Raw genomic sequence first — 24,302 nt, forward strand, 5'->3', positions numbered from 1 at the left:
GCCACCGGCGGCGGACCGGAAGCCGGGAGCTGACCAAGACCGTGGTGAATCGTTGTCCAAGCAGTGGCCTAGGCCGCGCCGACTCCATACCATCGATCAACGCCAGATCGTTTGTCGCGCCGCACGATCTCTGCCGGGAGGCTCAATGATCCGCCGCCGTACTGCGCTCTCCGTCTCCGCCGCGTCCGCGCTGCTGCTCTCCGCGCCGCTGATCACCGCGTGCGGCGATGCCCAGCGGCCCGGTGCCGCGGCGGTCCTGGACGGTGGGCGGATCACCGTGTCCCAGCTCCAGGCGCAGGTCAAGGCCGTCCGCCAGGCTCAGGGCAGCGACCCGAGGGCGGCTCAGATGGTCGCGGGCAGCGGCCGGCTGAGCCAGGACACACTGATCCGGATGATCCAGTTCCGGGTAATTGAGCGGGCCGGTAAGGACAACGGGATCAGCCCCAGCCGCCGCGAGGTCCAGCGCGCCCGATCCGCCGCCGAGAAGCAGAGCGGCGGGGCCACCGCCCTGCGCGCCCTGTACCTCCAGCAGGGCATCGCGCCCGGCGGGATCGACGAGGCGGTCCGGATGGACCTCACCCGCAACGGGCTGCTGCGCAAGCTCGGCACCTCCAAGGTCAACGAGGTGTTCACCCAGACCTCCAAGGCCCTCGACATCCGGGTGAACCCCCGCTACGGAAAGTGGAACAACACCCAGGGCACCGCCGTCCTGGCCAAGGAGGCCTGGCTGCGCACCTCCGGCGGTACTCCCGAGCAGGCGTAAGTTACGTTGCAGGGGTGACCGCAGCCGACTCGCCCGTCTCCGCCGACGCCCCCACCGGGCGCATCGTCCTCCTCACCACCAGCCACCGGGTGGCCCCCGGACTGCTGTCCTGGCCCGCCTGGCAGGCGCTGCGCGGCGCCGACCGGGTGCTCTCCGGCGATCCGGACCATCCCCAGCTGCCGTATCTGCGGGACGCTGGCGTCGAGGTGGAGCCGGGCGCACCGGGCGCACGCGAGCTGGTCGACTACTGCGCGGCGGAGGGCGGCCGCACGGCCGTCGTGATCACCTCGGCCGAGGGCGAGTCCGAGCTGACCGACGGGCTGGCGCGGCTGGCCGGATCCGGCCGGGAGGCGATGCCGGACCTGGAGCTGCTGCCCGGTTCCTACGACCTGCCGGGCGCGCGACTGCTCGATCTGGTGCAGGTCATGGACCGGATCCGCGCCGAGTGCCCGTGGAGCGGCACCCGGACCAACGAGGAGCTGGTGAAGTACGGCATCGAGGAGGCGTACGAACTCGTCGAGGCCATCGAGGAGGGCGACCGCGAGGCGCTGCTCGAGGAGCTCGGCGATGTGCTGCTCCAGGTCGTCTTCCACGCCCGGATCGCCCAGGACGACCCCGAGCACCCGTTCTCGATCGACGATGTGGCGGGCGGCATCGTGGACAAGCTGATCCACCGCCATCCCCATGTCTTCGGCGACGAGGCCGCCGAGACCCCGGAGGACGTCCAGCGCCACTGGCTGCGGACCAAGGCGGCCGAGAAGCGGCGCGATTCGGTCACCGAAGGGGTGCCGCTCGGACAGCCCTCGCTCGCGCTGACCGCCAAGCTGGCCTCCCGCGCCCGGATGGCCGGGCTCGACGTGGCCCTGCCGGGCGGGGCGGGCGTCGGCTATGAGCTGCTGGCGCTCGCGGTGCGCGCCGAGGCGGACGGCGTGGACCCGGAGGCGGCGCTGCGCGCGGCGGCCCGCGCCTACCGCGACGCGATCCGGGCGGCGGAGGGCTCCCCGGCGCGGTGACGCGGGGGCTCCCCTACGACGCGGGGGCTCCCCTACGACGCGGGACGGTGACGCGGGGCCGGGTGTGACGCCCATGGGGCCGGAGTGATATCCGGGCGGGCCCGGGTACCCGGCCGCCATGGATACGTACACCGAGGATCTCGCCGTGACCCGGGACCTGCTGGTCGGGACGGGGCCGTTCATCGTCGGGCTGGTGGTCGTGATCCTGTGCTTCGGGGCCGTGTGGTGGGGGATACGGATACGGGCCCGTGAGCCGGTCCCGCCCCAGCGGCCGCAACGCCGCGCCGGTTCCTGGCAGAAGGCCCACGAGGCCGACCACGAGGCGCGGGCGGCGGGCCATGGCCCGGGGCACCAGGACGACGAGGACAGCGTCGGCTACGTCACCCAGAACCGCGAGCCCCATGAGGTGGACCGGGACGGCCGCCGCCGGTTCCCGTCCGAGCTGGGCGGCTCCGGGACCCGCGACTCCGGCAAGCGCGGTACCGAGGACCGGCCCACCTGGCGCGAGGGCGGCAGCGGCTCGTTCGGCAACGGCTGAGCGGTCCGGGTGCTCGGTGGGCGCGTACGACGAGGGCCCGGCACCGGTGGTGTCCGGTGCCGGGCCCGCGTACGGCCGTGCGGAGGTCAGCGCCTGACGGGCACCGGCTCCAGCGTGGCGCGGAAGTGGCGCAGGATCGGGGACTGGTCGGTGATCCGGAAGCCGTAGGCCTGGTCCGCGTTCTTGGCGATCTTCGCGAGCGTCTCGCCCACGTGGTCGTAGTGGCTACGGGTGTAGACCCGGCGCGGCAGGGCGAGCCTGACCAGCTCGTACGGCGCGCTCTTGACCGGGTTGCCGTGCTCGTCCTCCTCGCCGAGGTAGAGCGACCCCAGCTCGGCCGAGCGGATGCCGCCCTCCAGGTAGAGCTGGCAGGCCAGGGCGTGGCCGGGGTAGTGGTGCGGCGGGATGTGCGGCAGCAGCCGCCCGGCGTTGAGGTAGAGCGCGTGCATGCCCGGCGGCTCGACGATGTCCACGCCCGCGGCGCGGACCCGGTGGGCGAGGTGGGAGGCGATCTCGGCGCGCTCGGCGAGATAGCTCGGCTCGGTCACCTCGGTGAGCCCCTGCGCCATCATGTCGAGGTCGCGCCCGGCCAGACCGCCGTAGGTCGCGAACCCCTCGGTGGCGATGAGGAGCAGCTCGCACTTCTGGGCCAGCTCCGGGTCGTTGGTGCCGATGAAGCCGCCGATGTGGACGATGCCGTCCTTCTTGGCGCTCATCATGCAGCCGTCCGCCAGGCGGAACGCCTCCTCCGCGACCTGCCGGGGGGTGCGGTCGCGGTAGGCCTGCTCATGGCGGGTGACCAGCCAGGCGTTCTCGGCGAACCGGGCCGCGTCCAGGAAGAGCGGCACCCCGTGCTGACGGCACAGGGCGGCCGTCCGCTTGAGGTTCTCCATGGACACGGGCTGGCCGCCGCCGCCGTTGTTGGTGATGGTCATGACGACCACGGCGACCCGGGAGCCGTCGGGCCCGGACAGCGTCCGGGCGAGCGCGTCCAGGTCGATGTTGCCCTTGAACGGGTCGGCGCTGTCGAGGTTCTTGGCCTCGGGGCACGGCAGGTCGCGCGCCTCGGCCTGGTTCAGCTCGACATTGGCCCGGGTGGTGTCGAAGTGGGTGTTCGACAGCACGAGGTCGCCGCGCTCCAGCAGGGTGGTGAACAGCACGCGCTCGGCGGCGCGCCCCTGGTGGGCGGGGAGGATATGGGCGTAACCGGTGAGTTCGGTGACCGTCTCGTGGAAGCGGTAGAACGAGCGGGAGCCCGAGTAGGACTCGTCGCCCGCCATCCCCGCGGCGAGCTGGGCGGCGGACAGCGCCCCGGTGCCCGAGTCGGTCAGCAGGTCGATGGTCACCTCTTCGGCGCGCAGGTCGAAGAGGTTGTAGTTGACACGCTTCAGCGCCGCTTCGCGCTGCTGCCGTGTGGTGACGGGTATCGGTTCGACAACCTTGATCCTGTACGGCTCCACGCTGCCCCTGCTCCTGTCTGTTCGTCGTTCGGTGTTTCGGCGTGCTCGGCGTGCGGGGTCCCGGAGTTCGGTGTCCCGGCGTGCTCGGCGTGCTCGGTGTTCGATGTACCGGCGGATCTCGCAGCCGGTGGATTCAGAGCCGAGCCCGCACCCGGTCACGGGTGGGAACCGTCTCGCGGGGCGGCCGGGTCTCGTACGCCTCGGAGGAGACGTAGACGGTCACCCGCCGCGGCCGGCCGTGCTGGTGGACCAGTGCCAGATAGGCGATCAGGCCCACGCCGTCGCCGAGGGGGCGCGGGCTCACGGCGGCCAGCGCCCGGTCGAGGGCTGCGCTGTCCATGTCATTGCTGCGCAACACGGAAATGGCCCGCTCCCGCGCCTCACCGTCGTGCCGGACATAGTCGCGGACGGGCACATGGAGCGTGTATCCGCTGGGCAGCCCGGTCGCCGTCTCGGTGAAGGAGTGGCAGGTGAGGGCGGGGCGCCCGGTGAGCCGGTCGGCGCCCTCGTCGTCGGCGAAGTCCCCGGCGGGGAGGTCACCGACGGTGCGGAGGAACTCCTCCAGCCGCTCCCGGCCCGGTGCGGGGGTCATCCGGGGCAGGGCGCCAGCCTCGGCGGGGGACAGCCCGGGGTGCTTGAGGTAGACCTTCACCCGCGGGGCGTCCCAGTCGCCGAGGTCCAGGGCGAAGAACGGGAAGCCCTCCGCCCGGGGCAGTGAGTCGAACGCTTGGCCGTGGTCCAGCCTCGCCAGCGCCTCGCGGACCGTCTCGGCGGCCCGGTCGGCGCCGTTCGCCGAGGGGTTGAGGTAGACCTTGACCCCGGGGACGCCGCCGGGGCGGAGCTCCAGGGCGCACCAGAGGGCCATCGGGCCCTCGGGGGACGGCGGGAGGAACAGGTCCTCGATCCGGTCGAGCTGGTCGGTCGAGAATCCCCAGCGGTCCGCCATGGCGTGAATTGATCGCAGACCGGCCCGGCCGTTCTCCGCCAGGTCGTCCCCGCCGGAGCAGCCCGGCTCCACCAGCACCCGCAGGTCCGGGGGCCGGCCCGGCAGGAAGGCCAGGGAGAACTCCATGGGGCTGTGGTCGTCGGAGAGAAAGGTGCGCGACGGGGGCGGCAGTGCCAGCGGCCGTCCGGCCGTGGCCCCCAGACTCTCGATCAGCACCCCGTTGTACGCGGCCGTATCGGCCTCGCTCAGCCCCGCCACGTGGCACAGCCGGGTCAGCTGGCCCGTGGCGAGGTCACCCAGCAGTGCCTCGCCCGAACGGAAACCGTTCATCGAACCTCCCGCTGAATCGAGAGGAACGGCTGTTTTGGTTTAGGCGGCGGGGATACCCGGTGTTCCGGTACCACGAGAAGATACCCGCCCTGGGGGGCGGGTATCCGGGCTCCCATCGCGTGTGCTTCCGCGAAATTAGGGTAGGTGTTCGATTGGCCGCAGGGGTGGGGGTGCGGTCGGGATATGAGTGAAACCGCTGATCGTCGACCGACAGTGATGTCGTCGGCGGCGGGAGACCTCACGACAGCTCCTCTTAGATTTTGGCCAACATAAATTGCGCAACACTGCCTACCCGTTCAATTGAACATTCATGCGGTATGAAATGGGTGCCCGATGTGACCTAGATCACGTTCGCCACCACGAGAGGAACGAACTCCACAAGCCGCCCTTCTCCTGCTTATTCTGGGCGTGGGTGCGATGGTCACCCGTCGGGATCTGTTGCTGCGTAACAGGCTGTTTATCCGTACGTATCGGAGTGAATCGGGCAGGCAGCGCGGTCAGCCCTCGGTTGAATGGGCCGGGGCGCCACGTCAGGCTCGACTCGGGCACCGCGAGCTCGATGTCCGGCAGCTTGTTGAGCAGTTTCTCGATGGCCACCACGCCGATCAGCTGAGCGGTGTCCTTGGCCGGGCAGGCGTGCGGACCGGCGCTCCACGCCAGGTGGGCGCGCTTGCTGAGCTGCTGCCGGGAGGCGGACAGCGCCGGGTCGGTGTTCGCGGCCGCGATGGAGACCAGCACCAGATCGCCCGCCCGCAGCCGGGTCCCGGCGAAGTCCACATCCGAAACCGGGTAATGCGGAGCGTAATTGGCCATCGGCGGGCTGTTCCACAGCACATCGTCGAGAGCGTCCTCGACCAGCAGCCCGGCCCCCGCGTACCGCTCGTCCGAGAGCAGCAGCAACAGCGCATTGGCGATAAGATTCCGCTGCGGCTCCGCACCGGCGCCCAGCAGCAGCACCAGTTGATGAGCCATTTCGCCGTCATTCAGCTGGGCGTGGTGCTCCATAAGCCAGGACGTGACATCGTCACCGGGCTGCTTACGCTTCAATGCGACGAGTTCGGCCACGCTCTGGCCGAGTACCTCGTTCGCCTTCTCCGCATTGATTCCGTCAAAAATACCGGAAATACCGAAGATGACCCGGTCGCCGATCTCCGCCGGGCATCCGAAAAGCTCATTGAAAACAAACAGCGGCAGCAGTTTGGCATAATCGTTGAGCAGATCGGCCGAGCCGCGGGCGAGGAACTGGTCCATCAGATAATCCGCGACGCGCTCGACATGGCGGCTCAGCCGATGCGTATCCACCCGGGCCAGGCTGTCGGTCACCGCCTGACGCAGCCGCATATGCTCGGCGCCGTCGGTGAACATGCAGTTCGGCCGGTACTCCAGCAACGGGACGACCGGATTGTCCCGGGTGACCTTGCCCTCGTTGTATTCACGCCAGCGGCGCGAGTCCTTCCGGAAGGTGTCCGGGTTCTGCAGCAGCTGGAGCGCCGCCGAGTAGTCCGTGACCAGAGTTGCGTCGACGCCCGGCGAGAGCTCCACCGGTGCGGTGGGGCCGTACGAGCGCATATAGCTGTAGTAGGCACCCGGATCGGCGGCGAACTCCGTCCCGTACAGCGGCACCCGCTTGCCGCTGCCATGGGCGGGGCAGCCGGGTGGTGGCGCCGCCGGAAAATCCGATTGCATGTTCATCAGGTGCTCCTAGCGGGTACGTTCCTGTAGGTAACGGACAAGCGTTATCAGCGCGTTGGCGGATGACTTCTCGTCACGTGCGTCACAGGTGACGATCGGGGTCTCGGGCAGCAGGTCGAGCGCCTCGCGCAATTCGTTGTCGGGGCGGCTCGGTGTGCCGTCGAAGTGGTTGACGGAAATCGCATAGGGCAGTCCGTAGTGCTCCACCAGGTCGATCACCGGGAAGGATTCCTTGAGCCGTTCCGGATCGACGAGGATCAGTGCCCCGAGAGCGCCTCGGGTCATGTCCTCCCACACCTGGACGAAGCGTTCCTGTCCGGGCGTGCCGAAGAGATACAGGACAAGTCTGTCGCTGAGCGTGAGCCTGCCGAAGTCCATGGCCACGGTGGTCGTGGTCTTGCCCCGGGTGCCCATGAGGTCGTCGATATGGGCTCCGGCCTGAGTCATCCGCTCCTCGGTGCGCAGCGGAGGAATCTCGGACATGGTGCCGATGAACGTCGTCTTTCCGACCGCGAAATGCCCCACGACCAGGATCTTGGCCGCGATCTGCACCGCTTCGTTCAGATAGACGTCATCATCCGAAACGGGCCTGGAGCCCATCCAGCACCTCCTGAAGGAGCGAAACGTCGACAAGCTGCGCGGGAGGCGCGGGTGCGCGGGTGACGAGGTATCCGTCCGAGGAGAGATCGGACAGCAGGACCTTCACGATGCCGATCGGAAGTCCCATGTGTCCGGCTATCTCCGCGACCGAGAGATATCCGCCCGAGCACAGCTCCAGGAGCCCGCGCTTCTCCGGGTCGAGATGGCTGGGGGGTCTCTCTTCGGAGGCGGTGACCAGCGTGATCAGGTTGAACTGGTCGTTCTCCGGAAGCCCTCGACCGTTGGTGATGACGTACGGTCGCACTAATTGAGCGGATTCGGGCTCCTGCTCCCCTGGCGCCGTCATGCCTGAATTCCGGAGTTTTCGCGAGGTGGTGTGGTCAGCGCCTTGCCCAGCTGTCCCACAAGCTGCTGCATCCGGAAGGTGATGTCGGCCATGTCGACATCCGGCGCCGAGGAGACCGCCAGATACGCGCCCTCACCCGCGGAGATGAGGAAGACCCAGCCACCGTCGAACTCGACCAGGGTCTGGCGCCACGTCATATGGGGGCCACCGCAGAAGCCGGCCATGGTGCGGCTCAGCGACTGGATGCCGCTCATCGCCGCCGCGACGGTGTCGGCCTCGTCCTTTTTGACCTCTTGAGAACGGGCCATCAGCAGACCGTCGGCGGAAACCAGGATCGCATGACGAGCCCCTGGTACTTCCAGGGCGCTCTCAAGCATCCATGACAGGTCGTTGTTCACTGAGGATCATGCCCTTCCCTGTTCGGGTTTGCTGCTGAGCGGCCGGACTGAGTGCCGCGCTGGAACGCGCCCATGATCGATGCGGTTTCCTCGCTCGTCCGGGCCGCGGCAGTGGCGTCCGTTCTCGGGACGATGGAAATCGCGCCCTTACGGCGACGCTTGGGCAGGCCCCCGGCGGTGGAACCGCTCACGGTGGAACTGGTCATGGTGGAACCGATCGGCTCCGGCTGCTCGGCCGCCGCGGGAGCGTGGGTCGTCGGCTGCTCTTCCGGCTCGGGCATATTGGTCAGAAGGTCCTCGGGGAGAAGCACGACCGCGCGAACACCACCGTAGGGAGAGGCCGAATCGACGGACACCGTGAAGCCATAGCGCGCGGCGAGCACACCGATCACCGCAAAACCGAACTGCGGCGGATTGCCCAGTCCCGTTACACCGGTTGCGTGCGTGGCCGAGAGCAGCTTGTCCGCCCGGTTCTTCTCCTCCTCGTTCATACCGACACCGGCGTCGTCGATGATGACGCAGACGCCCTTGGGGACGGTGCGGATGGTGATGTCGATGGGCGAGTCGGGCGCGGAGTAACTGGTCGCGTTGTCCAAAAGCTCGGCCAGCGCCAGCGCGACCGGTTCCACGGCCCGGCTGACCAAGGCGAAGTTGCTCTGCGAGCGGATTTCCACCCGGGTGTAGTGACGGATGCGGCCCTTGGCGCTGCGTACCACGTCGTACACCGAGGCGACGGCACGCTGCCGGCCCAGCCAGCCGTCACAGAGCACCGCGATGGACTGCGCACGCCGACCGAACTGCGAGTTCATATGGTCGATCTCCAGGAGGTCCTGGAGAAGCTGGTGCTCGCCGTACTTGTCCTGTGTCTTGGAGATGGCCAGCTGCTGCTCGTTGGCGAGACCCTGAAGGGTACGCATGGCGGACTTGAGCGCGCTCTTGGTGGCCTCTTCGGCGCGGGTGTGGGCCTCCTGCACCGCCTCGGCGTAATTGTTCTCGAGGTCGGCCGAGCGTTTCTCCAGCTCCGCCTTCTCCTGGCGCAGATTCGCCCGCGCCCTTCGCCCGCGGATAATGGCGGTTGCGGCGAGAGGCGTGCCAGCGATCAGGGCCCAGAGCGCTGGATCCTGTAGATATTGCGTCATTGAGACTCTCTTTAAACGACTAGACCGCCAGGGACTTTAGGGAGATGTGGTGCGTTATGCGTCTGGAATGGTCGGACGGCGGTAAGTCAGCGCCCGTACGGCGCCCGCGGGTTCCGGGGACATCGCACTCGTCTTGCCGACGGCAGCGCACAGGCGTCGGTGCGCCGGAACGGCTCCGTATGCCCGACTGGCGGCATAATGCTCCTCAGAGTGGGGATCTCTCGGCGTGATGTGCCGGATCGCCGTGTGTCTTACGCGCCCTTGGCTCGCCTGGCAAGCGCGGTGATCGTATCACCGGTATCACTGGGCCCCGTGCATGTGCCCCAGTCTCATTCGTTTACCTGACGTTGTTTCAGCCACACCGCCGGTTCACCGCGTTGACCGACGTCAGGGCGGGTGCCGGGGGCTCGTGACGGGGCGGCGCGGGCATCCGCCGAACGGCGGTGCCAGCCATCAGATATCCGGGCATTCGACCCCGGCTGTGCGTGGGTGGTGAAGGATGTGTGGAGATGAATGGGGAATTCCGCTAGACATTCATCCCGGTCATGACTCTCTTATTCTCTTTGTTCTGCTTATTCCCTTATTTCGCTTGTCTGCCGTTACTTCCGGCGGGCCGGGCAAGGGCGACCCGTCGCCGGTATCGTCGGGGGGTGTCGGAACAGCCCCGTGACAGCTCCGCTCCCACCCTCTTCACCTGGGAGTTCGCCAGCGATCCATACCCGGCGTACGCCTGGCTACGCGAACACGCCCCGGTGCACCGGACCACGCTCCCCAGCGGTGTGGACGCCTGGCTGGTGACCCGTTACGCCGACGCCAGGAAGGCGCTGGCCGATCCCCGGCTCTCGAAGAACCCCCAGCGGCACAGCGCGGCGGCCCACGCCAAGGGCAAGGTGGGCATCCCGGGCGAACGCCGTGCCGAGCTGATGACACATCTGCTCAATATCGATCCCCCCGACCACACCCGGCTGCGGCGGCTGGTGTCGACGGCGTTCACCCCGCGCCGGGTGGCCGCGTTCGCCCCCCGGGTGCGGACCCTCACCGATCAGCTCATCGACGCCTTCGAAGAGAGGGGAGAGGCGGATCTCATCCATGAGTTCGCCTTTCCCCTCCCCATCTACGCCATCTGCGATCTGCTCGGGGTGCCGCGCGAGGACCAGGACGACTTCCGGGACTGGGCGGGCGCGATGATCCGGCACGGCGGGGGCCCGCGCGGTGGTGTGGCCCGTGCCGTGAAGCGGATCCGGGCGTATCTGGGCGAGCTGATCCACCGCAAGCGCCTGGAGCTCGCGGAGCGGAGGGAAGGACGCGGAGAAGAAGGAGAAGAAGAGGACGGGGAGGACCTGATCTCCGGCCTGATCCGGGCCGGAGATCACGGGGAGCACCTCACCGAGAACGAGGCCGCGGCCATGGCCTTCATCCTTCTCTTCGCCGGCTTCGAGACGACCGTCAATCTCATCGGCAACGGCGTCTACGCGCTGCTGCGCCATCCGGAGCAGCGCGCCCTCATGCAGCGGGCCCTGGAAGAAGGGGACGAGCGGCTGCTCGCCGCCGGGGTCGAGGAGCTGCTCCGCTACGACGGTCCCGTGGAGATCGCCACCTGGCGGTTCGCCACCGAGCCGCTCACCCTCGCCGGGCAGCGGATCGCCGAGGGGGAGCCGGTGCTGGTGGTGCTCGCCGCGGCCGACCGGGACCCCGAGCGGTTCGCGGAGCCGGACGTGCTCGATCTCACCCGCCGGGACAACCAGCACCTCGGCTACGGCCACGGCATCCATTACTGTCTGGGCGCCCCGCTGGCCCGGCTGGAGGCCCGGACCGCGATCGCCACCCTGCTGCGGCGGCTGCCCGGACTGCGGCTCGCGGAGGATCCGGAGGATCTGCGGTGGCGCGGCGGGCTCATCATGCGCGGGCTGCGCACGCTCCCGGTGACCTGGAATTCCGCGGACGGCTGAGCCCTCTGAAGTGGGCGGCCGGGGCCCCAAGCCCCGTACAGCCGGACATACGTGACGAATGATCAGCCGTGTGACCTTGGCGTGACCTGGGATACATCGCCTTGTGATGATCGAGGGCCCTCGCTATGTTCACCGGCAAACCTTGTCGCCATAGCGCCATAGCGCCATAGGAGAGGTCAATCGCATGCGTTCCGGTAATGGTCGACACCGTCGCCCCCGTCAGGCCCCGGCCATCATCGTCGCGGCGGGGGTCACGGGAGCGGGCCTCGCCATGCCCCTCTTCGGGGCGGCCGGCGCACAGGCCGCCCAGACCGCCACATGGGATCACGTCGCCGAGTGCGAGAGCGGCGGTATGTGGAGCGCCAACGAGGGCAACGGCTTCTACGGCGGGCTCCAGCTGACCCTCGACATGTGGAAGAAGTACGGCGGCACGGAGTACGCCCCGCGCCCCGACCTCGCCAGCCGCTCCCAGCAGATATCCGTCGCCGAGGCGATCCTCGGCGACCGTGGCCCCGACGCCTGGCCGAGCTGTGCGCTGGGCGCCGGGCTCACCGACGGCGGCGGCGCCCCCGATGTGGACCCCGGCAGCACGGCCACCCCGGACCAGGGGACGGGCCGCGGCGGGGACGACCCGGGGGACCGGGGGCGGGACGGCTCCTCCTCGGACGCGGACGGCTCGGGTGCGTCCGGCGACGCCGACAAGTCGGACGCGCCGGATGCGTCCGGTTCGGCAGAGGACCCGGAGGCGCCCCACACCTCCAAGTCCCCCGACGGGCTGGACGGCTCCGCCTCGGACGACCCGGCCTCGGACGGTTCGGATTCGGACGGTTCGGATTCGGGCCGTTCCTCGGACTCGGGCGGCTCCTCGGCGTCCGACGGCTCCAAGACCCCCTCGGCGGACCCCTCCGCCGACCCGTCGCCCTCCGGCCGTCACCGCGGCTCCCCGGACGCCGGGGAGCGGACCGACGACGGCGACGCCGGGAGCGGGCGGCCCTCCGGGCGCCATGCCTCGCGTGGCGGGTCGGACCGCGACGATGGCTCCACGGGCGACGATTACACTGTTCGCCCCGGTGACAACCTGTCAGGGATCGCCGAGCACCAGAATGTGGCCCGGGGTTGGGAAGGGCTCTACGAATCCAACGAGGACCTCATCGGGGCCGACCCCGACCTGATCATCCCTGGTCAGCGACTTGACCTCACCATCAGGGAGCAGTGATTCGGGGGGAATTGCCCGATCTGGCCCCAGTGAGACATACATCTCGTCACATTTTCCGGGGCGCACCTCGTGTCCGATCCCTCCTCACCCGGCCCTACCTGCGTCGATGTGGGCCGGGTGAGATCAATTACAGCCCCATTCGCTGCCCTTGGGGTGTTTGAACGTTCTTGGAAGGTGTGTTTAACGTCTTTCCGCTCGCCACCGCGGGCACCGTCGATCGTCACGCCGAATCCTGCCGGCGGTCGGGGGGAACCGACGCGTCAGCGCCGAAGGCAGGAGCGGGGGACCCAAGGTAGGTGCCGAATGGCCTGTGGAAACGGGCTCGTCGGCTAGGGGTGAAGCCGGGAGCGACCATCGCGACCGGCCGGGCAACTCACGTCCGAACCCGACAGCTCACCTCGTAGGCGTCGGTGAGGAAACGAACCAAAATGCTCAAGTCCAACGGGAAGCACCGCCGCCCCTCCAAGGCCACCCGTATCGCCGCGCTCACCGGTCTCGCCGGTGCCGCCGTGGCGGCACCGCTCATCGGGGCGACCTCCGCCTCCGCGGCCACCACCTCGCAGTGGGACCAGGTCGCGCAGTGCGAGTCCGGTGGCAACTGGTCGATCAACACCGGCAACGGCTACTTCGGCGGCCTGCAGTTCTCGAGCTCCACCTGGGCCGCCTACGGCGGCACGGCCTACGCCTCCACCGCGGACAAGGCCAGCAAGGCCCAGCAGATCCAGATCGCCGAGAAGGTCCTGGGCAGCCAGGGCAAGGGCGCCTGGCCGGTCTGCGGCAAGGGTCTGACCTCCGGCGGCGCCCCGTCCGCCCCGTCCGCGCCGTCCGCGCCCTCCGGTTCGCAGGACCAGTCCTCGACGACCACCAAGTCGGCCCCGGCCGCCCAGCCGGCCCAGCCGAAGGCCCAGCCCAAGGCGCAGCCGCACACCGCGCCCGAGCACGCCGCGCGGCACCAGGCCCGTGGTCCGATCAAGAAGGGTGACGGCGAGTACAAGGTCAAGTCCGGCGACACCCTCGGCAAGATCGCCAAGGCCCACGACGTCAAGGGCGGCTGGAAGAAGGTCTTCGAGCTGAACAAGGACATCGTGGAGCAGGCCGACCTGATCTTCCCGGGCCAGCAGCTGCACCTCCGCTGAGCCACGGTCACGGCCACGGCCACGGCCACGGCCACGGTCACGGCCACGGTCACGGCCACGGCCACGGTCACGGTCTGAGGACTCCTCCCGAGTGCCTCTCCCGGGGCCGGCCCCCGAGAACGAGCCCCGGCCGGGCGTGCCGCCCCTATGGCGCGCCCCGCCGGGGCTTTCCCAATGCATAAGAAATCTGGATTTTTAATCCAGAATCTGGCTTTTTGCGTCGCGCCCCTGTCTCGTGGGGCGGGCGAACGCGGGGCGCAGCCCTCCCGGCCCGTTAGGCTCGTGCTGCTACCGCAGACCCATACGAAGGAGAACCTCGTGCCGTCCATCGACGTCGTCGTAGCTCGCGAGATCCTCGACTCGCGAGGCAACCCCACGGTCGAGGTCGAGGTTGGCCTCGACGACGGCAGCACCGGCCGTGCCGCCGTGCCGTCCGGCGCCTCCACCGGCGCCTTCGAGGCCCTCGAGCTCCGTGACGGCGACAAGAACCGCTACAACGGCAAGGGCGTGGAGAAGGCCGTCCTCGCCGTGATCGAGCAGATCGGCCCCGAGCTGGTCGGCTATGACGCCACCGAGCAGCGGCTGATCGACCAGGCGATGTTCGACCTGGACGCCACCCCGGACAAGTCCTCGCTCGGTGCCAACGCGATCCTCGGCGTCTCCCTCGCCGTCGCGCACGCCGCCTCCGAGGCGTCCGACCTCCCCCTCTTCCGTTACCTCGGCGGCCCGAACGCCCATCTGCTGCCGGTGCCGATGATGAACATCCTCAACGGCGGTTCGCACGCCGACTCCAATGTGGACATCCAGGAGTTCATGATCGCGCCCGTGGGCGCGGAGTCCTTCTCCGAGGCCCTGCGCTGGGGCGCCGAGGTCTACCACACCCTGAAGTCCGTGCTGAAGGAGCGCGGTCTGTCCACCGGCCTCGGCGACGAGGGCGGCTTCGCGCCGAACCTCGGCTCCAACCGCGAGGCCCTCGACCTGATCCTCGAGGCGGTCAAGAAGGCCGGCTACCAGCCGGGCCAGGACATCGCGCTCGCGCTGGACGTCGCCGCCTCCGAGTTCTACAAGGACGGCACGTACCAGTTCGAGGGCCAGTCCCGCTCCGCCGCCGAGATGACCTCGTACTACGCCGAGCTGGTCGCCGCGTACCCGCTGGTCTCCATCGAGGACCCGCTGAACGAGGAGGACTGGGACGGCTGGAAGACCATCACCGAGCAGCTCGGCGACAAGGTCCAGCTGGTCGGCGACGACCTCTTCGTCACCAACCCCGAGCGGCTGTCCCGCGGTATCGACAGCGACACCGCGAACGCCCTGCTGGTCAAGGTCAACCAGATCGGCTCGCTGACCGAGACCCTCGACGCGGTCGAGCTGGCCCAGCGCAGCGGCTACAAGTGCATGATGTCGCACCGCTCCGGTGAGACCGAGGACGTCACCATCGCCGACCTGGCCGTCGCCACCAACTGCGGTCAGATCAAGACCGGCGCCCCGGCCCGCTCCGAGCGGGTGGCCAAGTACAACCAGCTGCTGCGCATCGAGGAGATCCTCGACGACGCCGCGGTGTACGCGGGCCGTTCCGCCTTCCCGCGCTTCAAGGGCTGAGCGGACACGTCTGACGCCCGTCCCCGGCCGCGGTCCCGTACCGTGGCCGGGGACGGCGTCGCTCGACGGCGTTACCCAAGCGAAGTCACCACCGGGGAGGCGACGTGCCGGCGGATCGGGAACGGTTCTCCACCGCGACCAGGCTCAAGGCGCTCGGCGAGCACGCCGCCGCCCGGGTCTACCGCGTGCGCACCAAGCGCCGCCGCGGCCGGCTGACCGGCCGGGCCGCCCTGCTCGCGCTGGTCGTCTGCTCCCTCGTCGTGGCGCTCGCCTACCCGATGCGGCAGTACATCTCCCAGCGCTCCGACATCGCCGAGCAGCGGCACGAGGCCCAGCGGGCCCGCGAGGACGTGAAGAAGCTGCGGGAGCGGAAGGCCCGGCTGCGCGACCCCGCCTACACCGAGCAGCAGGCCCGGGAGCGGCTGCACTTCCTGATGCCGGGGGAGACCGGCTACAGCGTGGTGGACGGCGCCGGCGCCGGCGAGCACTCCACCGACCAGGGCGCGGCCGGCCGCCCCTGGTACACCAACCTCTGGGACGCCGTGGACACGGCGGACGCGGCGGGGGCGGGCAGTGCGCGCCGCTGAGGCGCCGCGCTCCGGCCGCACCCGGCGTTCGAATCGAAACGAAGAAGAAGAACTTTCCCACTCATGGATACGCCCCCGCCCCAGACGGAGCCCACCGCGCCCACCGACGCGGACATCCACGCCGTACGGGAGCAGCTGAACCGCGTGCCCCGGGGCCTGCGTGCGATCGCGCACCGCTGCCCCTGCGGCAATCCGGACGTCGTGGAGACCGCGCCGCGGCTCGAGGACGGTACGCCCTTCCCCACCCTCTACTACCTGACCTGTCCGCGCGCCGCGTCCGCGATCGGCACGCTGGAGGCCGAGGGCGTGATGAAGGAGATGACGGCCCGGCTGGGCGGCGACCCCGAGCTGGCCGCCGCATACCGGGCCGCCCACGAGGACTACATCGCGCGCCGCGACACCGTCGAGGTGCTCCAGGGCTTCCCCAGCGCGGGCGGGATGCCGGACCGGGTGAAGTGCCTGCATGTGCTGGTGGCCCACTCCCTCGCGGCCGGCCCCGGGGTCAATCCGCTCGGGGACGAGGCGATCGCGATGCTGCCGGAGTGGTGGCGCAAGGGCCCGTGCGTGAGCCCCTGCGGGACCGAGGACCCGAGCCGGGGGGAGGGCGCATGACCCGCGTCGCCGCCGTGGACTGCGGCACCAACTCGATCCGGCTCCTGGTGGCGGACGTCGATCCGGCCACCGGGGAGCTGATTGAGCTCGACCGCCGGATGAAGATCGTCCGGCTGGGCCAGGGCGTGGACCGCACGGGCCGGCTCGCGCCCGAGGCGCTGGAGCGCACCTTCGCCGCCTGCCGTGAGTACGCGGGGGTCGTGCGTGAGCTGGGCGCCGAGCGCGTCCGCTTCGTGGCCACCTCCGCCTCCCGGGACGCCGAGAACCGCGGCGAGTTCGTGCGCGGGGTCATGGAGATCCTGGGCGTGGAGCCCGAGGTGATCACCGGGGACCAGGAGGCGGAGTTCTCCTTCACCGGGGCCACCAAGGAGCTCACCGGCCATGACCATGTGGCCGGGCCGTATCTGGTGGTGGACATCGGCGGCGGTTCGACGGAGTTCGTCGAGGGCGGCGACGAGGTGCGGGCGGCCCGCAGCGTCGACATCGGCTGTGTGCGGCTGACGGAGCGGCATCTCATCGTCAAGGGTCAAGTGACCGATCCGCCAACGGCCGGTCAGATCAGTGCCATCAAAGCGGATATCGGCCGGGCGCTGGACCTGGCCGGGGAAACCGTGCCCCTGACCGGGGTCTGCCGCCCGGACGGGGGCGGGCACACCCTGGTCGGGCTGGCCGGTTCGGTCACCACCATCGCCGCCATCGCGCTGGGGCTGGCGGAGTACGACCCGGCCGCCATCCATCACGCGAGGATTCGAGCCGATCACGTCGACGAGATCGTGGGCAAGCTGCTGACCTCGACTCATACCGAACGGGCGGCCCTCGGGGCGATGCATCCGGGCCGCGTCGACGTGATCGCGGCGGGCGCCCTCGTGCTCCTTTCGATCATGGAAAGGACCGGCGCCGAGGAGGTTGTGGTGAGCGAACACGACATCCTCGACGGCATCGCGTGGAGCATCGCCTGAGCGGGATCGATAGCGTATGAGCGGCTGCGGAGGGCTCCTCGGGGGCCTTTCGCTGATGGCCGCCAAAAGAGTTCGTGAAATCCTTCACATGAAAAAATTGCCTGGTGGCCGCCTTCTGTGGCGCACCCGACCCTCTTTTGGTGATGGTGTTCAACAAGTGGCGGATCATGGACCGGGTCGTCCGGTGGCGACAGGCCGGCCGGGAACCTCGTGGTCTACTCCCGCGTTCAACGACTGTCGCTGCTCAGAGCGCTGGGAACGTCTTGATCCGCTTACTGGTTCCCCCGCGGAACTATGGCGTCGATCACGGGGGCGCCGGAGTGTAGCAGATACCCCCACATTGCTTGTGAAGGGGCTCACGAGGTCCCCCCCATGGGGTGCTGGATACTCGAATCATGAGCACCACGGAGCGTCCCAGGATCCTCGTTGTAGGCGGTGGGTACGTTGGCCTGTACGCGGCGCGCCGCATTCTGAAGAAGATGCGGTACGGCGAGGCGACCGTCACGGTCGTCGACCCTCGCTCGTACATGACGTACCAGCCCTTCCTCCCCGAAGCTGCGGCCGGCAGCATCTCCCCGCGCCACGTCGTGGTTCCGCTGCGGCGTGTGCTCCCCAAGGCGGAGGTCCTCACCGGCCGCGTGTCGACCATCGACCAGGACCGCAAGGTCGCCGTCATCCAGCCGCTCGTCGGCGAGACGTACGAGCTGCCCTTCGACTACCTGGTCGTCGCCCTCGGCGCGGTCTCCCGCACCTTCCCGATCCCCGGTCTCGCGGAGAACGGCATCGGTATGAAGGGCATAGAAGAGGCCATCGGCCTGCGCAACCACGTCCTCGAGCAGCTCGACAAGGCCGACTCCACCACGGATGAGGAGATCCGCCGCAAGGCGCTCACCTTCGTCTTCGTCGGCGGTGGCTTCGCCGGCGCGGAGACCATCGGCGAGGTCGAGGACATGGCCCGCGACGCGGCCAAGTACTACCCGAACGTGAAGCGCGAGGACATGCGCTTCGTCCTCGTCGACGCCGCCGACAAGATCCTCCCCGAGGTCGGCCCGAAGCTGGGCAAGTGGGGTCTGGAGCACCTGCAGAAGCGCGGTGTCGAGGTCTACCTCGAGACCTCGATGAACTCCTGCATCGACGGCCATGTCGTCCTCAAGAACGGCCTCGAGGTCGACTCCAACACCATCGTGTGGACCGCGGGCGTCAAGCCCAACCCGGCGCTGGCCCGGTTCGGCCTCCCGCTCGGCCCGCGTGGCCATGTGGACGCCGCCCCGACCCTCCAGGTCCAGGGCACCGACTACATCTGGGCCGCCGGTGACAACGCCCAGGTCCCGGACCTCGCCACCGGCGAGGGCGCCTGGTGCCCGCCGAACGCCCAGCACGCGCTGCGCCAGGCCAAGGTCCTCGGTGACAACGTGATCTCCGGTATGCGGGGCTTCCCGCAGAAGGACTACAAGCACGCCAACAAGGGCGCCGTCGCGGGTCTGGGCCTCCACAAGGGCGTCGCGATGATCGTCTTCGGCAAGATGAAGATCAAGCTGAAGGGCCGCCTGGCCTGGTACATGCACCGTGGCTACCACGGCATGGCCATGCCGACCTTCAACCGCAAGATCCGGGTGCTCGCCGACTGGACGCTGGGGATGTTCCTCAAGCGCGAGGTCGTCTCGCTCGGCGCCATCGAGAACCCCCGCGAGGAGTTCTACGAGGCCGCCTCCCCGGTCAGCGCCGCCACCGCGGCCAAGCCGGCGGTCCCCGCCGAGAAGGCCAAGGCGTCCTGACCATACGGGCCGACCGGCCCGACCGTACGGGCCCGGCCCGCACAACTGAACGCCGAGGGCGTCCGCCATCCGTGGGGCGGACGCCCTTACGTCTGCCCTCGCACGGCCTCCGATGGCCCGCTTTTTGAAGCTGTTTTGCCGATTCCAGACGTGTCGGCGGGACTGAACGGTGGGTTCCGTGGTGTTTACGTGGTGAGTGAATCTTCCTGACTCGCCATCACGGAGGTGTGAAATGGCCGACGCCGCTGGGCGGATCGCCACCCTGGCCGAGGAGGTGCTGGGAGCCCCCCTCCCGATCCGCGTCCGCGCCTGGGACCACAGCGAGACCGGTCCGCCCGGCACGCCCACCCTGGTCATCCGGCGCCGCCGCGCGCTGCGCAGGGTTCTGTGGCGGCCGGGCGAGCTGGGCCTGGCCCGCGCCTGGGTCGCCGGGGACATCGATGTCGAGGGCGATCTGTACGACGCCCTGGACCGGCTGTCCGGACTGCTGTGGGAGCGCGGCCCCGCCACCGCGCCGCCGTCCCGGCTCCGCACCGGCATCCAGACGCTGCGCGACCCCGCGCTGCGCACCGCGGCCCGGGAGATGATCGCGCTCGCCGGGCCGGGGCTGCCGCCGCCCCCGCCGCGCGAGGAGGCCCGGACCACCTTCGGCCCGCTGCACTCCCTGCGCCGCGACCGTAAGGCCATCAGCCACCACTACGACGTCGGCAACGACTTCTACGAGCTGGTGCTCGGCCCCTCGATGGTCTACTCCTGCGCCTACTGGGAACGGGCGGACTCCACGCTGGAGGAGGCCCAGCGCGCCAAGCTGGACCTGGTCTGCCGCAAGCTGGCCCTGAAGCCCGGCCAACGGCTGCTGGACGTGGGGTGCGGCTGGGGCTCGATGGTGCTGCACGCGGCGCGCGAGTACGGGGTGCGCGCCGTCGGCGTCACGCTCTCCGAGGAGCAGGCGGCGTACGCCCGTAAGCGCATCGCGGACGCCGGGCTCACCGACCAGGTGGAGATCCGGGTCCAGGACTACCGCGAGGTTCCGGACGGGCCCTACGACGCCATCTCCTCGATCGGCATGGCCGAGCACGTCGGCGCCGTGCGGTACGCCGAGTACGCCGCCATCCTGCACCGGCTGCTGCGGCCCGGCGGGCGGCTGCTCAACCACCAGATCGCCCGGCGCCCCCAGCCGGACGAAGAGGCGTACCACGTGGACGAGTTCATCGACCGCTATGTCTTCCCCGACGGTGAGCTCGCCCCGGTCGGCCGGACCGTGGCCCAGATCGAGGAGGCGGGCTTCGAGGTACGCGACGTGGAGGCCATCCGCGAGCACTACGCGCTCACGCTGCGCCGCTGGGTCGCCAACCTGGAGCGGTCCTGGGCCCGGGGCGTGCGGCTGACCTCCCCGGGCCGGGCCCGGGTCTGGCGGCTCTACATGGCGGCCTCCGCCCTCTCCTTCGAGCGCAACCGGATCGGGGTCAACCAGGTCCTGGCCGTCCGCACCCCCGAGGGCGGGGCCTCGGGGGTTCCGCTGCGCGCCCGCGAGTGGCGCGGCTGAGAGCGACCGATCGGCCGCAGGCGGCTGAGAGCGGCTGAGAGCGGCCACAACGCGGACGTCCCCGCCCGCCCCGGAGAGGGGTGGACGGGGACGTCCCGGGTCCGGCTCGCCGCTACTCGGCCTTGATGGCCATCAGCATGTTGAGCTTGGACGCCCGCCGGGCCGGCCACAGCGCCGCGATCGCGCCCACGAACGCGGCCATCAGCAGGAACAGACCCATCCGGGCCCACGGCAGCACCAGCTCGTAGCTCGGCAGCTCGGCGGCGATCAGCTCACCGACCGCCCAGCCGAAGAAGACGCCGAGGCCGAGGCCGAGCACCCCGCCGAAGAGCGAGATGACCAGCGACTCCAGCCGCACCATCCGCTTGATGCCGCTCCGGTCCAGGCCGATCGCCCGCAGCATGCCGATCTCCTTGGACCGCTCGAAGACCGACATCGCCAGGGTGTTGATGACACCGAGCACCGCGACGATCACGGCCATGGCGAGCAGCCCGTAGAGCATGTTCAGCATCAGGGTGAAGGCCGAGGCGATCTCGTCGGAGGTGTCCTGCTTGTTCTGGATCTTGATCGCCGGGTTCTCGCCGAGCGTCTTCTTCAGCAGGTCCTTGTTGTGCTCCGTCGCGCCGCCCTTGGTCTTCAGCATCACCTGGAAGTCGGCGACGGTGGCCATGTGCGGGGTGACCGCGGCGTTGTCGACCATGACACCGCGGATCATCTGGTTGCCCTTGTAGACACCGCCCACGGTCAGCTTGCCGCTGCGGCCGTCCTCGTAGGTCACCGGGATGGTGGAGCCGACCTTCCAGTCGTGCTCGTCGGCGATCTTGTCGTCGATGAGGGCCTTGGTGCCCCCGAGCGCGGCGAACGAGCCCTCGGTGAAGTCCACGTTCACCAGGTCCTTGATGGCCTTCGGGTCGACGCCCGTGAGGGAGTCGGTGTCGCCCGCGACCCGCGCCGGGGAGGAGCGCAGCGCGCTGATCGAGGTGACCTCGGGCAGCTTCGCCAGGGTCTTGGACACCTCGGGCGACAGCGGCCGCCCGCCGGTCCCGCCCATGCTGACGACGTAGTCGGACCGCAGCCCGTCGGCCGCCATCTTGTCGATCCCCTTCTGCATGGATCCCGCGATCACCGTCATGCCGGTGATCAGGGTGAGACCCACCATCAGGGCGGAGGCGGTGGCGGCGGTGCGGCGCGGGTTGCGCACCGCGTTCTGCCGGGCCAGCTTGCCGGGCATCCCGAAGATCCGCAGCACCGGGGCGGCGGCCGCGATCAGCGGCCGGGACAGCAGCGGGGTGAGCACGAAGACGCCGATCACCAGGACGGCGGCGCCGAACGCCATCGGGCCCTGGCCGTCGCTGCCCATGCCCGCACCCGAGATCACCAGCGCGATACCGGCGGCGGCGAGGATCGCGCCGATGGTGTTGCGCACCACCAGACCGCGGGTGGTCGGCGTGGCGTGCACGCTGTTCATCGCGGCGACCGGCGGGATCTTGGCGGCGCGGCGGCCGGGCAGCCAGGCGGAGAGCACGGTCACCACGACGCCCACGAGCACCGAGACCAGCACGGTGGTCGGCGCGACGATCAGCGGACCGTCCGGGACCTTGGCCCCGGTGGAGTTGAGCACCGAGCGCAGCACGGCGCCGATGCCGACACCGGCGACGAGGCCGACCACGGCCGCGATGGCGCCCACGATGGTGGCCTCGATCAGCACCGAGCGGGTCACCTGGCGGCGGGTCGCGCCCACCGCGCGCATCAGGGCGAGTTCCTTGGTGCGCTGGGCGACCAGCATGGAGAAGGTGTTGACGATGATGAAGATGCCGACGAAGAGCGCGATACCGGCGAACACCAGCATCGCGGTCTGCAGGCTGCTCATGCCGTCTTCGATCGCCTTGGCCTGGTCCTTGGCGAGCTTCTTGGCGGTGTCGGCCTTGGCCTGCTCGGGCAGGACCTTGTCGATCGACGACTTCAGGGTGGCCTGCGAGGTGCCCGCGGCGGCCTTCACGTCGATCTCGTCGAACTGCCCCGGCTTGCCCATCAGCTTCTGCGCGGTGGCCGTGTCGTACAGCGCGAGGGTGCCGCCCGCCGCGACATTGCCGTCGTCGGTGGTGAAGACGCCGACGACCTTCTCGGTGCGCACCGGGCCGTTGACGGACACCCGGATGGAGTCCCCGGGCTTGTAGTGGCCGCGCTCGGCGGTCTTGGAGTCGAGCGCGATCTCGCCCGTGGCCTTGGGGGCGCGGCCCTCGGTCATGTTGTACCGGGCGTCCTTGCCGTCGGCGCCCGGGTAGTAGTTGCCGCCGCGGTTGGAGAAGCCGCCGCCGATCAGGTCGCCCTTCTTGTCGGCGAGGGCGGAGTCGCCCTGCACCACACCGTAGGCGGAGTCGGCGCCGGACACCTTGGACGCCCGGTCCAGCAGCTGCTGGCTCAGCCGGGGCGGCTCACCGGGGTTGGCGGAGTCGTCGTCCTTCTTGTCGGGGGTGATGGCGACGTCGACGCCCTGGAACCCCTTCTGGGAGCTCTTCTGGTAGGCGTCGGAGATGGTGTTGGTGAAGACCAGGGTGCCGGCGACGAAGGCCACGCCGAGCATCACGGCGAGCACGGTCATCAGCAACCGGGCCTTGTGCGCAAGCACATTGCGCAGGGCTGTACGGAGCATGGGGTGTCAGTCCTGAAGGGTGGAGTGGGGTGTGCGGGGCGGCGCTGCGAGTGAGCCGAAGGGGCTTCGGCGCCCCGGAGGCGAACCGAGCCTTCAAAGGGGAGGTGGACGCGCCCCGCGTCAGCTCGTGCGGCCCTTGGCGTCGAAGCGCTTCATGCGGTCCAGCACCCCGTCGGCGGTGGGGTTCCGCAACTCGTCCACGATCCGGCCGTCGGCCAGGAAGACCACCCGATCGGAGTAGGACGCGGCGACCGGGTCATGGGTCACCATCACGATCGTCTGGCCCATCTCGCGCACCGAGTTGCGCAGGAAGCCCAGGACCTCGGCGCCGGAGCGGGAGTCCAGGTTGCCGGTCGGCTCGTCGGCGAAGATGATCTCCGGCTGGCCGGCCAGGGCGCGGGCCACGGCGACGCGCTGCTGCTGACCACCCGACAGCTGGTTGGGACGGTGCTTGAGCCGCCCGGCCAGACCGACCGTGGCCACCACCTGGTCCAGCCACGCCTGGTCGGCCTTGCGGCCCGCGATGTCCATCGGAAGGGTGATGTTCTCCAGCGCGTTCAGCGTCGGCAGCAGGTTGAACGCCTGGAAGATGAAGCCGATCTTGTCGCGGCGCAGCTGGGTGAGCTTCTTGTCCTTGAGCGTGGTCAGTTCGACGTCGCCGATCCGGGCCGAGCCGCTGGAGATGGTGTCGAGACCCGCCATGCAGTGCATCAGCGTGGACTTGCCGGAGCCGGAGGGGCCCATGATCGCGGTGAACTCCGCCTGGCGGAACTCGACGGAGACTGAGTCCAGGGCGATTACCTGGGTCTCGCCCTCGCCGTAGACCTTGCTCAGGTCCGTGGCGCGAGCGGCCGCCGCGGCGGAGTGGGCGGTGGTTTTGACGCCGAGGGGCATGGTGGTCACGGTGAATGGCTCCTGTCGTGCTCTGCGGAGTGGGCGGGACGTCACTCCATGGTTCCGGTTGTGAAAGGGGACGGGATCAGCCCGTGTTCCCGTTCTCGTGGGGGTCTCGCGATGTAGGTGGTGGCGGCGGAGTCCTCCCTGA

General features: G+C 69.5%; 21 protein-coding genes and 1 riboswitch. Of the genes, 12 read left to right on the top strand and 9 right to left on the bottom strand.

Annotated elements, in window-relative coordinates:
* The first annotated feature begins 145 nt into the window (after positions 1 to 145).
* The 3 genes from NP777_RS29730 (at position 146) to NP777_RS29740 (ending at position 2,314) form a co-directional block, all read left to right on the top strand.
* Positions 146 to 763 (top strand): SurA N-terminal domain-containing protein, encoded by a 618-nt coding sequence (locus tag NP777_RS29730; RefSeq protein ID WP_256653255.1) that lies wholly within the window; start codon positions 146 to 148, stop codon positions 761 to 763.
* A gap of 14 nt (positions 764 to 777) precedes the next feature.
* On the top strand, positions 778 to 1,776 hold the full coding sequence (locus NP777_RS29735) for a nucleoside triphosphate pyrophosphohydrolase (protein ID WP_256653256.1): 999 nt from the start codon (positions 778 to 780) through the stop codon (positions 1,774 to 1,776).
* Between the two features lie 118 nt (positions 1,777 to 1,894).
* Positions 1,895 to 2,314, top strand: coding sequence for a DUF6479 family protein (locus NP777_RS29740; protein ID WP_256653257.1), 420 nt, complete (start codon positions 1,895 to 1,897; stop codon positions 2,312 to 2,314).
* Positions 2,315 to 2,400: 86 nt separating this feature from the next.
* Here NP777_RS29740 and NP777_RS29745 read toward each other — a convergent pair whose 3' ends face one another.
* From NP777_RS29745 to NP777_RS29775, 7 genes are all read right to left on the bottom strand, one after another.
* Positions 2,401 to 3,774: a tryptophanase gene (locus tag NP777_RS29745; RefSeq protein WP_256653258.1), complete on the bottom strand. Its 1,374-nt coding sequence runs from the start codon at positions 3,772 to 3,774 to the stop codon at positions 2,401 to 2,403.
* Between the two features lie 133 nt (positions 3,775 to 3,907).
* A complete protein-coding gene (locus tag NP777_RS29750; RefSeq protein WP_256653259.1) occupies positions 3,908 to 5,050 on the bottom strand; it encodes a tryptophan dimethylallyltransferase family protein in 1,143 nt (380 codons plus the stop codon).
* 345 nt (positions 5,051 to 5,395) lie between these two features.
* Positions 5,396 to 6,742: a cytochrome P450 gene (locus tag NP777_RS29755; RefSeq protein ID WP_256653260.1), complete on the bottom strand. Its 1,347-nt coding sequence runs from the start codon at positions 6,740 to 6,742 to the stop codon at positions 5,396 to 5,398.
* A 9-nt stretch (positions 6,743 to 6,751) separates the two neighbouring features.
* Positions 6,752 to 7,342, bottom strand: coding sequence for a GTP-binding protein (locus tag NP777_RS29760; RefSeq protein ID WP_256653261.1), 591 nt, complete (start codon positions 7,340 to 7,342; stop codon positions 6,752 to 6,754).
* A complete protein-coding gene (locus tag NP777_RS29765) occupies positions 7,317 to 7,688 on the bottom strand; it encodes a DUF742 domain-containing protein (protein ID WP_044574205.1) in 372 nt (123 codons plus the stop codon). The genes NP777_RS29760 and NP777_RS29765 overlap by 26 nt, the downstream gene beginning before the upstream one ends.
* Positions 7,685 to 8,086 (bottom strand): roadblock/LC7 domain-containing protein, encoded by a 402-nt coding sequence (locus NP777_RS29770; protein ID WP_256653262.1) that lies wholly within the window; start codon positions 8,084 to 8,086, stop codon positions 7,685 to 7,687. The genes NP777_RS29765 and NP777_RS29770 overlap by 4 nt, the downstream gene beginning before the upstream one ends.
* Entirely contained in the window at positions 8,083 to 9,225 is a 1,143-nt protein-coding gene (locus NP777_RS29775) for a sensor histidine kinase (RefSeq protein ID WP_256653263.1), read from the bottom strand. The genes NP777_RS29770 and NP777_RS29775 overlap by 4 nt, the downstream gene beginning before the upstream one ends.
* Positions 9,226 to 9,875: 650 nt before the next feature.
* Here NP777_RS29775 and NP777_RS29780 point away from each other — a divergent pair.
* The 9 genes from NP777_RS29780 to NP777_RS29820 all read left to right on the top strand — a co-directional run bounded on the left by NP777_RS29780 (position 9,876) and on the right by NP777_RS29820 (position 20,604).
* The gene (locus NP777_RS29780) at positions 9,876 to 11,174 is read left to right on the top strand and encodes a cytochrome P450 family protein (RefSeq protein ID WP_256653264.1); all 1,299 of its coding nucleotides are present in this window, start codon (positions 9,876 to 9,878) and stop codon (positions 11,172 to 11,174) included.
* 184 nt (positions 11,175 to 11,358) lie between these two features.
* The gene (locus tag NP777_RS29785; protein ID WP_256653265.1) at positions 11,359 to 12,390 is read left to right on the top strand and encodes a transglycosylase family protein; all 1,032 of its coding nucleotides are present in this window, start codon (positions 11,359 to 11,361) and stop codon (positions 12,388 to 12,390) included.
* A gap of 254 nt (positions 12,391 to 12,644) precedes the next feature.
* A riboswitch (cyclic di-AMP (ydaO/yuaA leader) is annotated at positions 12,645 to 12,812 on the top strand.
* A 6-nt stretch (positions 12,813 to 12,818) separates the two neighbouring features.
* Positions 12,819 to 13,526 carry a transglycosylase family protein gene (locus NP777_RS29790; protein ID WP_256653266.1) on the top strand — a complete coding sequence of 236 codons (708 nt, stop codon included), beginning with the start codon at positions 12,819 to 12,821 and terminating at the stop codon, positions 13,524 to 13,526.
* A 318-nt stretch (positions 13,527 to 13,844) separates the two neighbouring features.
* On the top strand, positions 13,845 to 15,125 hold the full coding sequence (gene eno, locus NP777_RS29795; protein WP_256653267.1) for a phosphopyruvate hydratase: 1,281 nt from the start codon (positions 13,845 to 13,847) through the stop codon (positions 15,123 to 15,125).
* 104 nt (positions 15,126 to 15,229) lie between these two features.
* Positions 15,230 to 15,712 (top strand): FtsB family cell division protein, encoded by a 483-nt coding sequence (locus tag NP777_RS29800; protein ID WP_256653268.1) that lies wholly within the window; start codon positions 15,230 to 15,232, stop codon positions 15,710 to 15,712.
* 63 nt (positions 15,713 to 15,775) lie between these two features.
* Positions 15,776 to 16,324, top strand: a complete 549-nt coding sequence (locus tag NP777_RS29805) for a DUF501 domain-containing protein (protein WP_256653269.1) — start codon at positions 15,776 to 15,778, stop codon at positions 16,322 to 16,324.
* Positions 16,321 to 17,283 carry a Ppx/GppA phosphatase family protein gene (locus tag NP777_RS29810; RefSeq protein WP_256653270.1) on the top strand — a complete coding sequence of 321 codons (963 nt, stop codon included), beginning with the start codon at positions 16,321 to 16,323 and terminating at the stop codon, positions 17,281 to 17,283. Before NP777_RS29805 ends, NP777_RS29810 begins: the two co-directional genes overlap by 4 nt.
* Before the next feature lie 395 nt (positions 17,284 to 17,678).
* On the top strand, positions 17,679 to 19,058 hold the full coding sequence (locus NP777_RS29815; RefSeq protein ID WP_256653271.1) for an NAD(P)/FAD-dependent oxidoreductase: 1,380 nt from the start codon (positions 17,679 to 17,681) through the stop codon (positions 19,056 to 19,058).
* Positions 19,059 to 19,290: 232 nt separating this feature from the next.
* On the top strand, positions 19,291 to 20,604 hold the full coding sequence (locus NP777_RS29820; protein ID WP_256653272.1) for an SAM-dependent methyltransferase: 1,314 nt from the start codon (positions 19,291 to 19,293) through the stop codon (positions 20,602 to 20,604).
* 112 nt (positions 20,605 to 20,716) lie between these two features.
* On the opposite strand, the gene NP777_RS29825 is transcribed toward NP777_RS29820, so the two are convergent.
* Both NP777_RS29825 and NP777_RS29830 read right to left on the bottom strand, forming a co-directional pair.
* Positions 20,717 to 23,257: an ABC transporter permease gene (locus tag NP777_RS29825; RefSeq protein WP_256653273.1), complete on the bottom strand. Its 2,541-nt coding sequence runs from the start codon at positions 23,255 to 23,257 to the stop codon at positions 20,717 to 20,719.
* Between the two features lie 120 nt (positions 23,258 to 23,377).
* Complete coding sequence (locus tag NP777_RS29830; RefSeq protein ID WP_305890275.1) at positions 23,378 to 24,151, bottom strand: ABC transporter ATP-binding protein; 774 nt, start codon at positions 24,149 to 24,151, stop codon at positions 23,378 to 23,380.
* Positions 24,152 to 24,302 lie beyond the last annotated feature (151 nt).

Source organism: Streptomyces rugosispiralis (assembly GCF_024505145.1).
GTDB classification, from domain to species: domain Bacteria; phylum Actinomycetota; class Actinomycetes; order Streptomycetales; family Streptomycetaceae; genus Streptomyces; species Streptomyces rugosispiralis.

Excerpts from the sequence above, each read along its gene's own strand:
- NP777_RS29830 (WP_305890275.1), bottom strand. The coding sequence starts at position 24,151 with ATGCCCCTCGGCGTCAAAACCACCGCCCACTCCGCCGCGGCGGCCGCT.
- NP777_RS29825 (WP_256653273.1), bottom strand. The coding sequence starts at position 23,257 with ATGCTCCGTACAGCCCTGCGCAATGTGCTTGCGCACAAGGCCCGGTTG.
- NP777_RS29755 (WP_256653260.1), bottom strand. The coding sequence starts at position 6,742 with ATGAACATGCAATCGGATTTTCCGGCGGCGCCACCACCCGGCTGCCCC.
- NP777_RS29810 (WP_256653270.1), top strand. The coding sequence starts at position 16,321 with ATGACCCGCGTCGCCGCCGTGGACTGCGGCACCAACTCGATCCGGCTC.
- NP777_RS29790 (WP_256653266.1), top strand. The coding sequence starts at position 12,819 with ATGCTCAAGTCCAACGGGAAGCACCGCCGCCCCTCCAAGGCCACCCGT.
- NP777_RS29750 (WP_256653259.1), bottom strand. The coding sequence starts at position 5,050 with ATGAACGGTTTCCGTTCGGGCGAGGCACTGCTGGGTGACCTCGCCACG.
- NP777_RS29775 (WP_256653263.1), bottom strand. The coding sequence starts at position 9,225 with ATGACGCAATATCTACAGGATCCAGCGCTCTGGGCCCTGATCGCTGGC.
- NP777_RS29785 (WP_256653265.1), top strand. The coding sequence starts at position 11,359 with ATGCGTTCCGGTAATGGTCGACACCGTCGCCCCCGTCAGGCCCCGGCC.
- NP777_RS29740 (WP_256653257.1), top strand. The coding sequence starts at position 1,895 with ATGGATACGTACACCGAGGATCTCGCCGTGACCCGGGACCTGCTGGTC.
- NP777_RS29730 (WP_256653255.1), top strand. The coding sequence starts at position 146 with ATGATCCGCCGCCGTACTGCGCTCTCCGTCTCCGCCGCGTCCGCGCTG.
- NP777_RS29815 (WP_256653271.1), top strand. The coding sequence starts at position 17,679 with ATGAGCACCACGGAGCGTCCCAGGATCCTCGTTGTAGGCGGTGGGTAC.
- NP777_RS29760 (WP_256653261.1), bottom strand. The coding sequence starts at position 7,342 with ATGGGCTCCAGGCCCGTTTCGGATGATGACGTCTATCTGAACGAAGCG.
- NP777_RS29765 (WP_044574205.1), bottom strand. The coding sequence starts at position 7,688 with ATGACGGCGCCAGGGGAGCAGGAGCCCGAATCCGCTCAATTAGTGCGA.
- NP777_RS29820 (WP_256653272.1), top strand. The coding sequence starts at position 19,291 with ATGGCCGACGCCGCTGGGCGGATCGCCACCCTGGCCGAGGAGGTGCTG.
- NP777_RS29805 (WP_256653269.1), top strand. The coding sequence starts at position 15,776 with ATGGATACGCCCCCGCCCCAGACGGAGCCCACCGCGCCCACCGACGCG.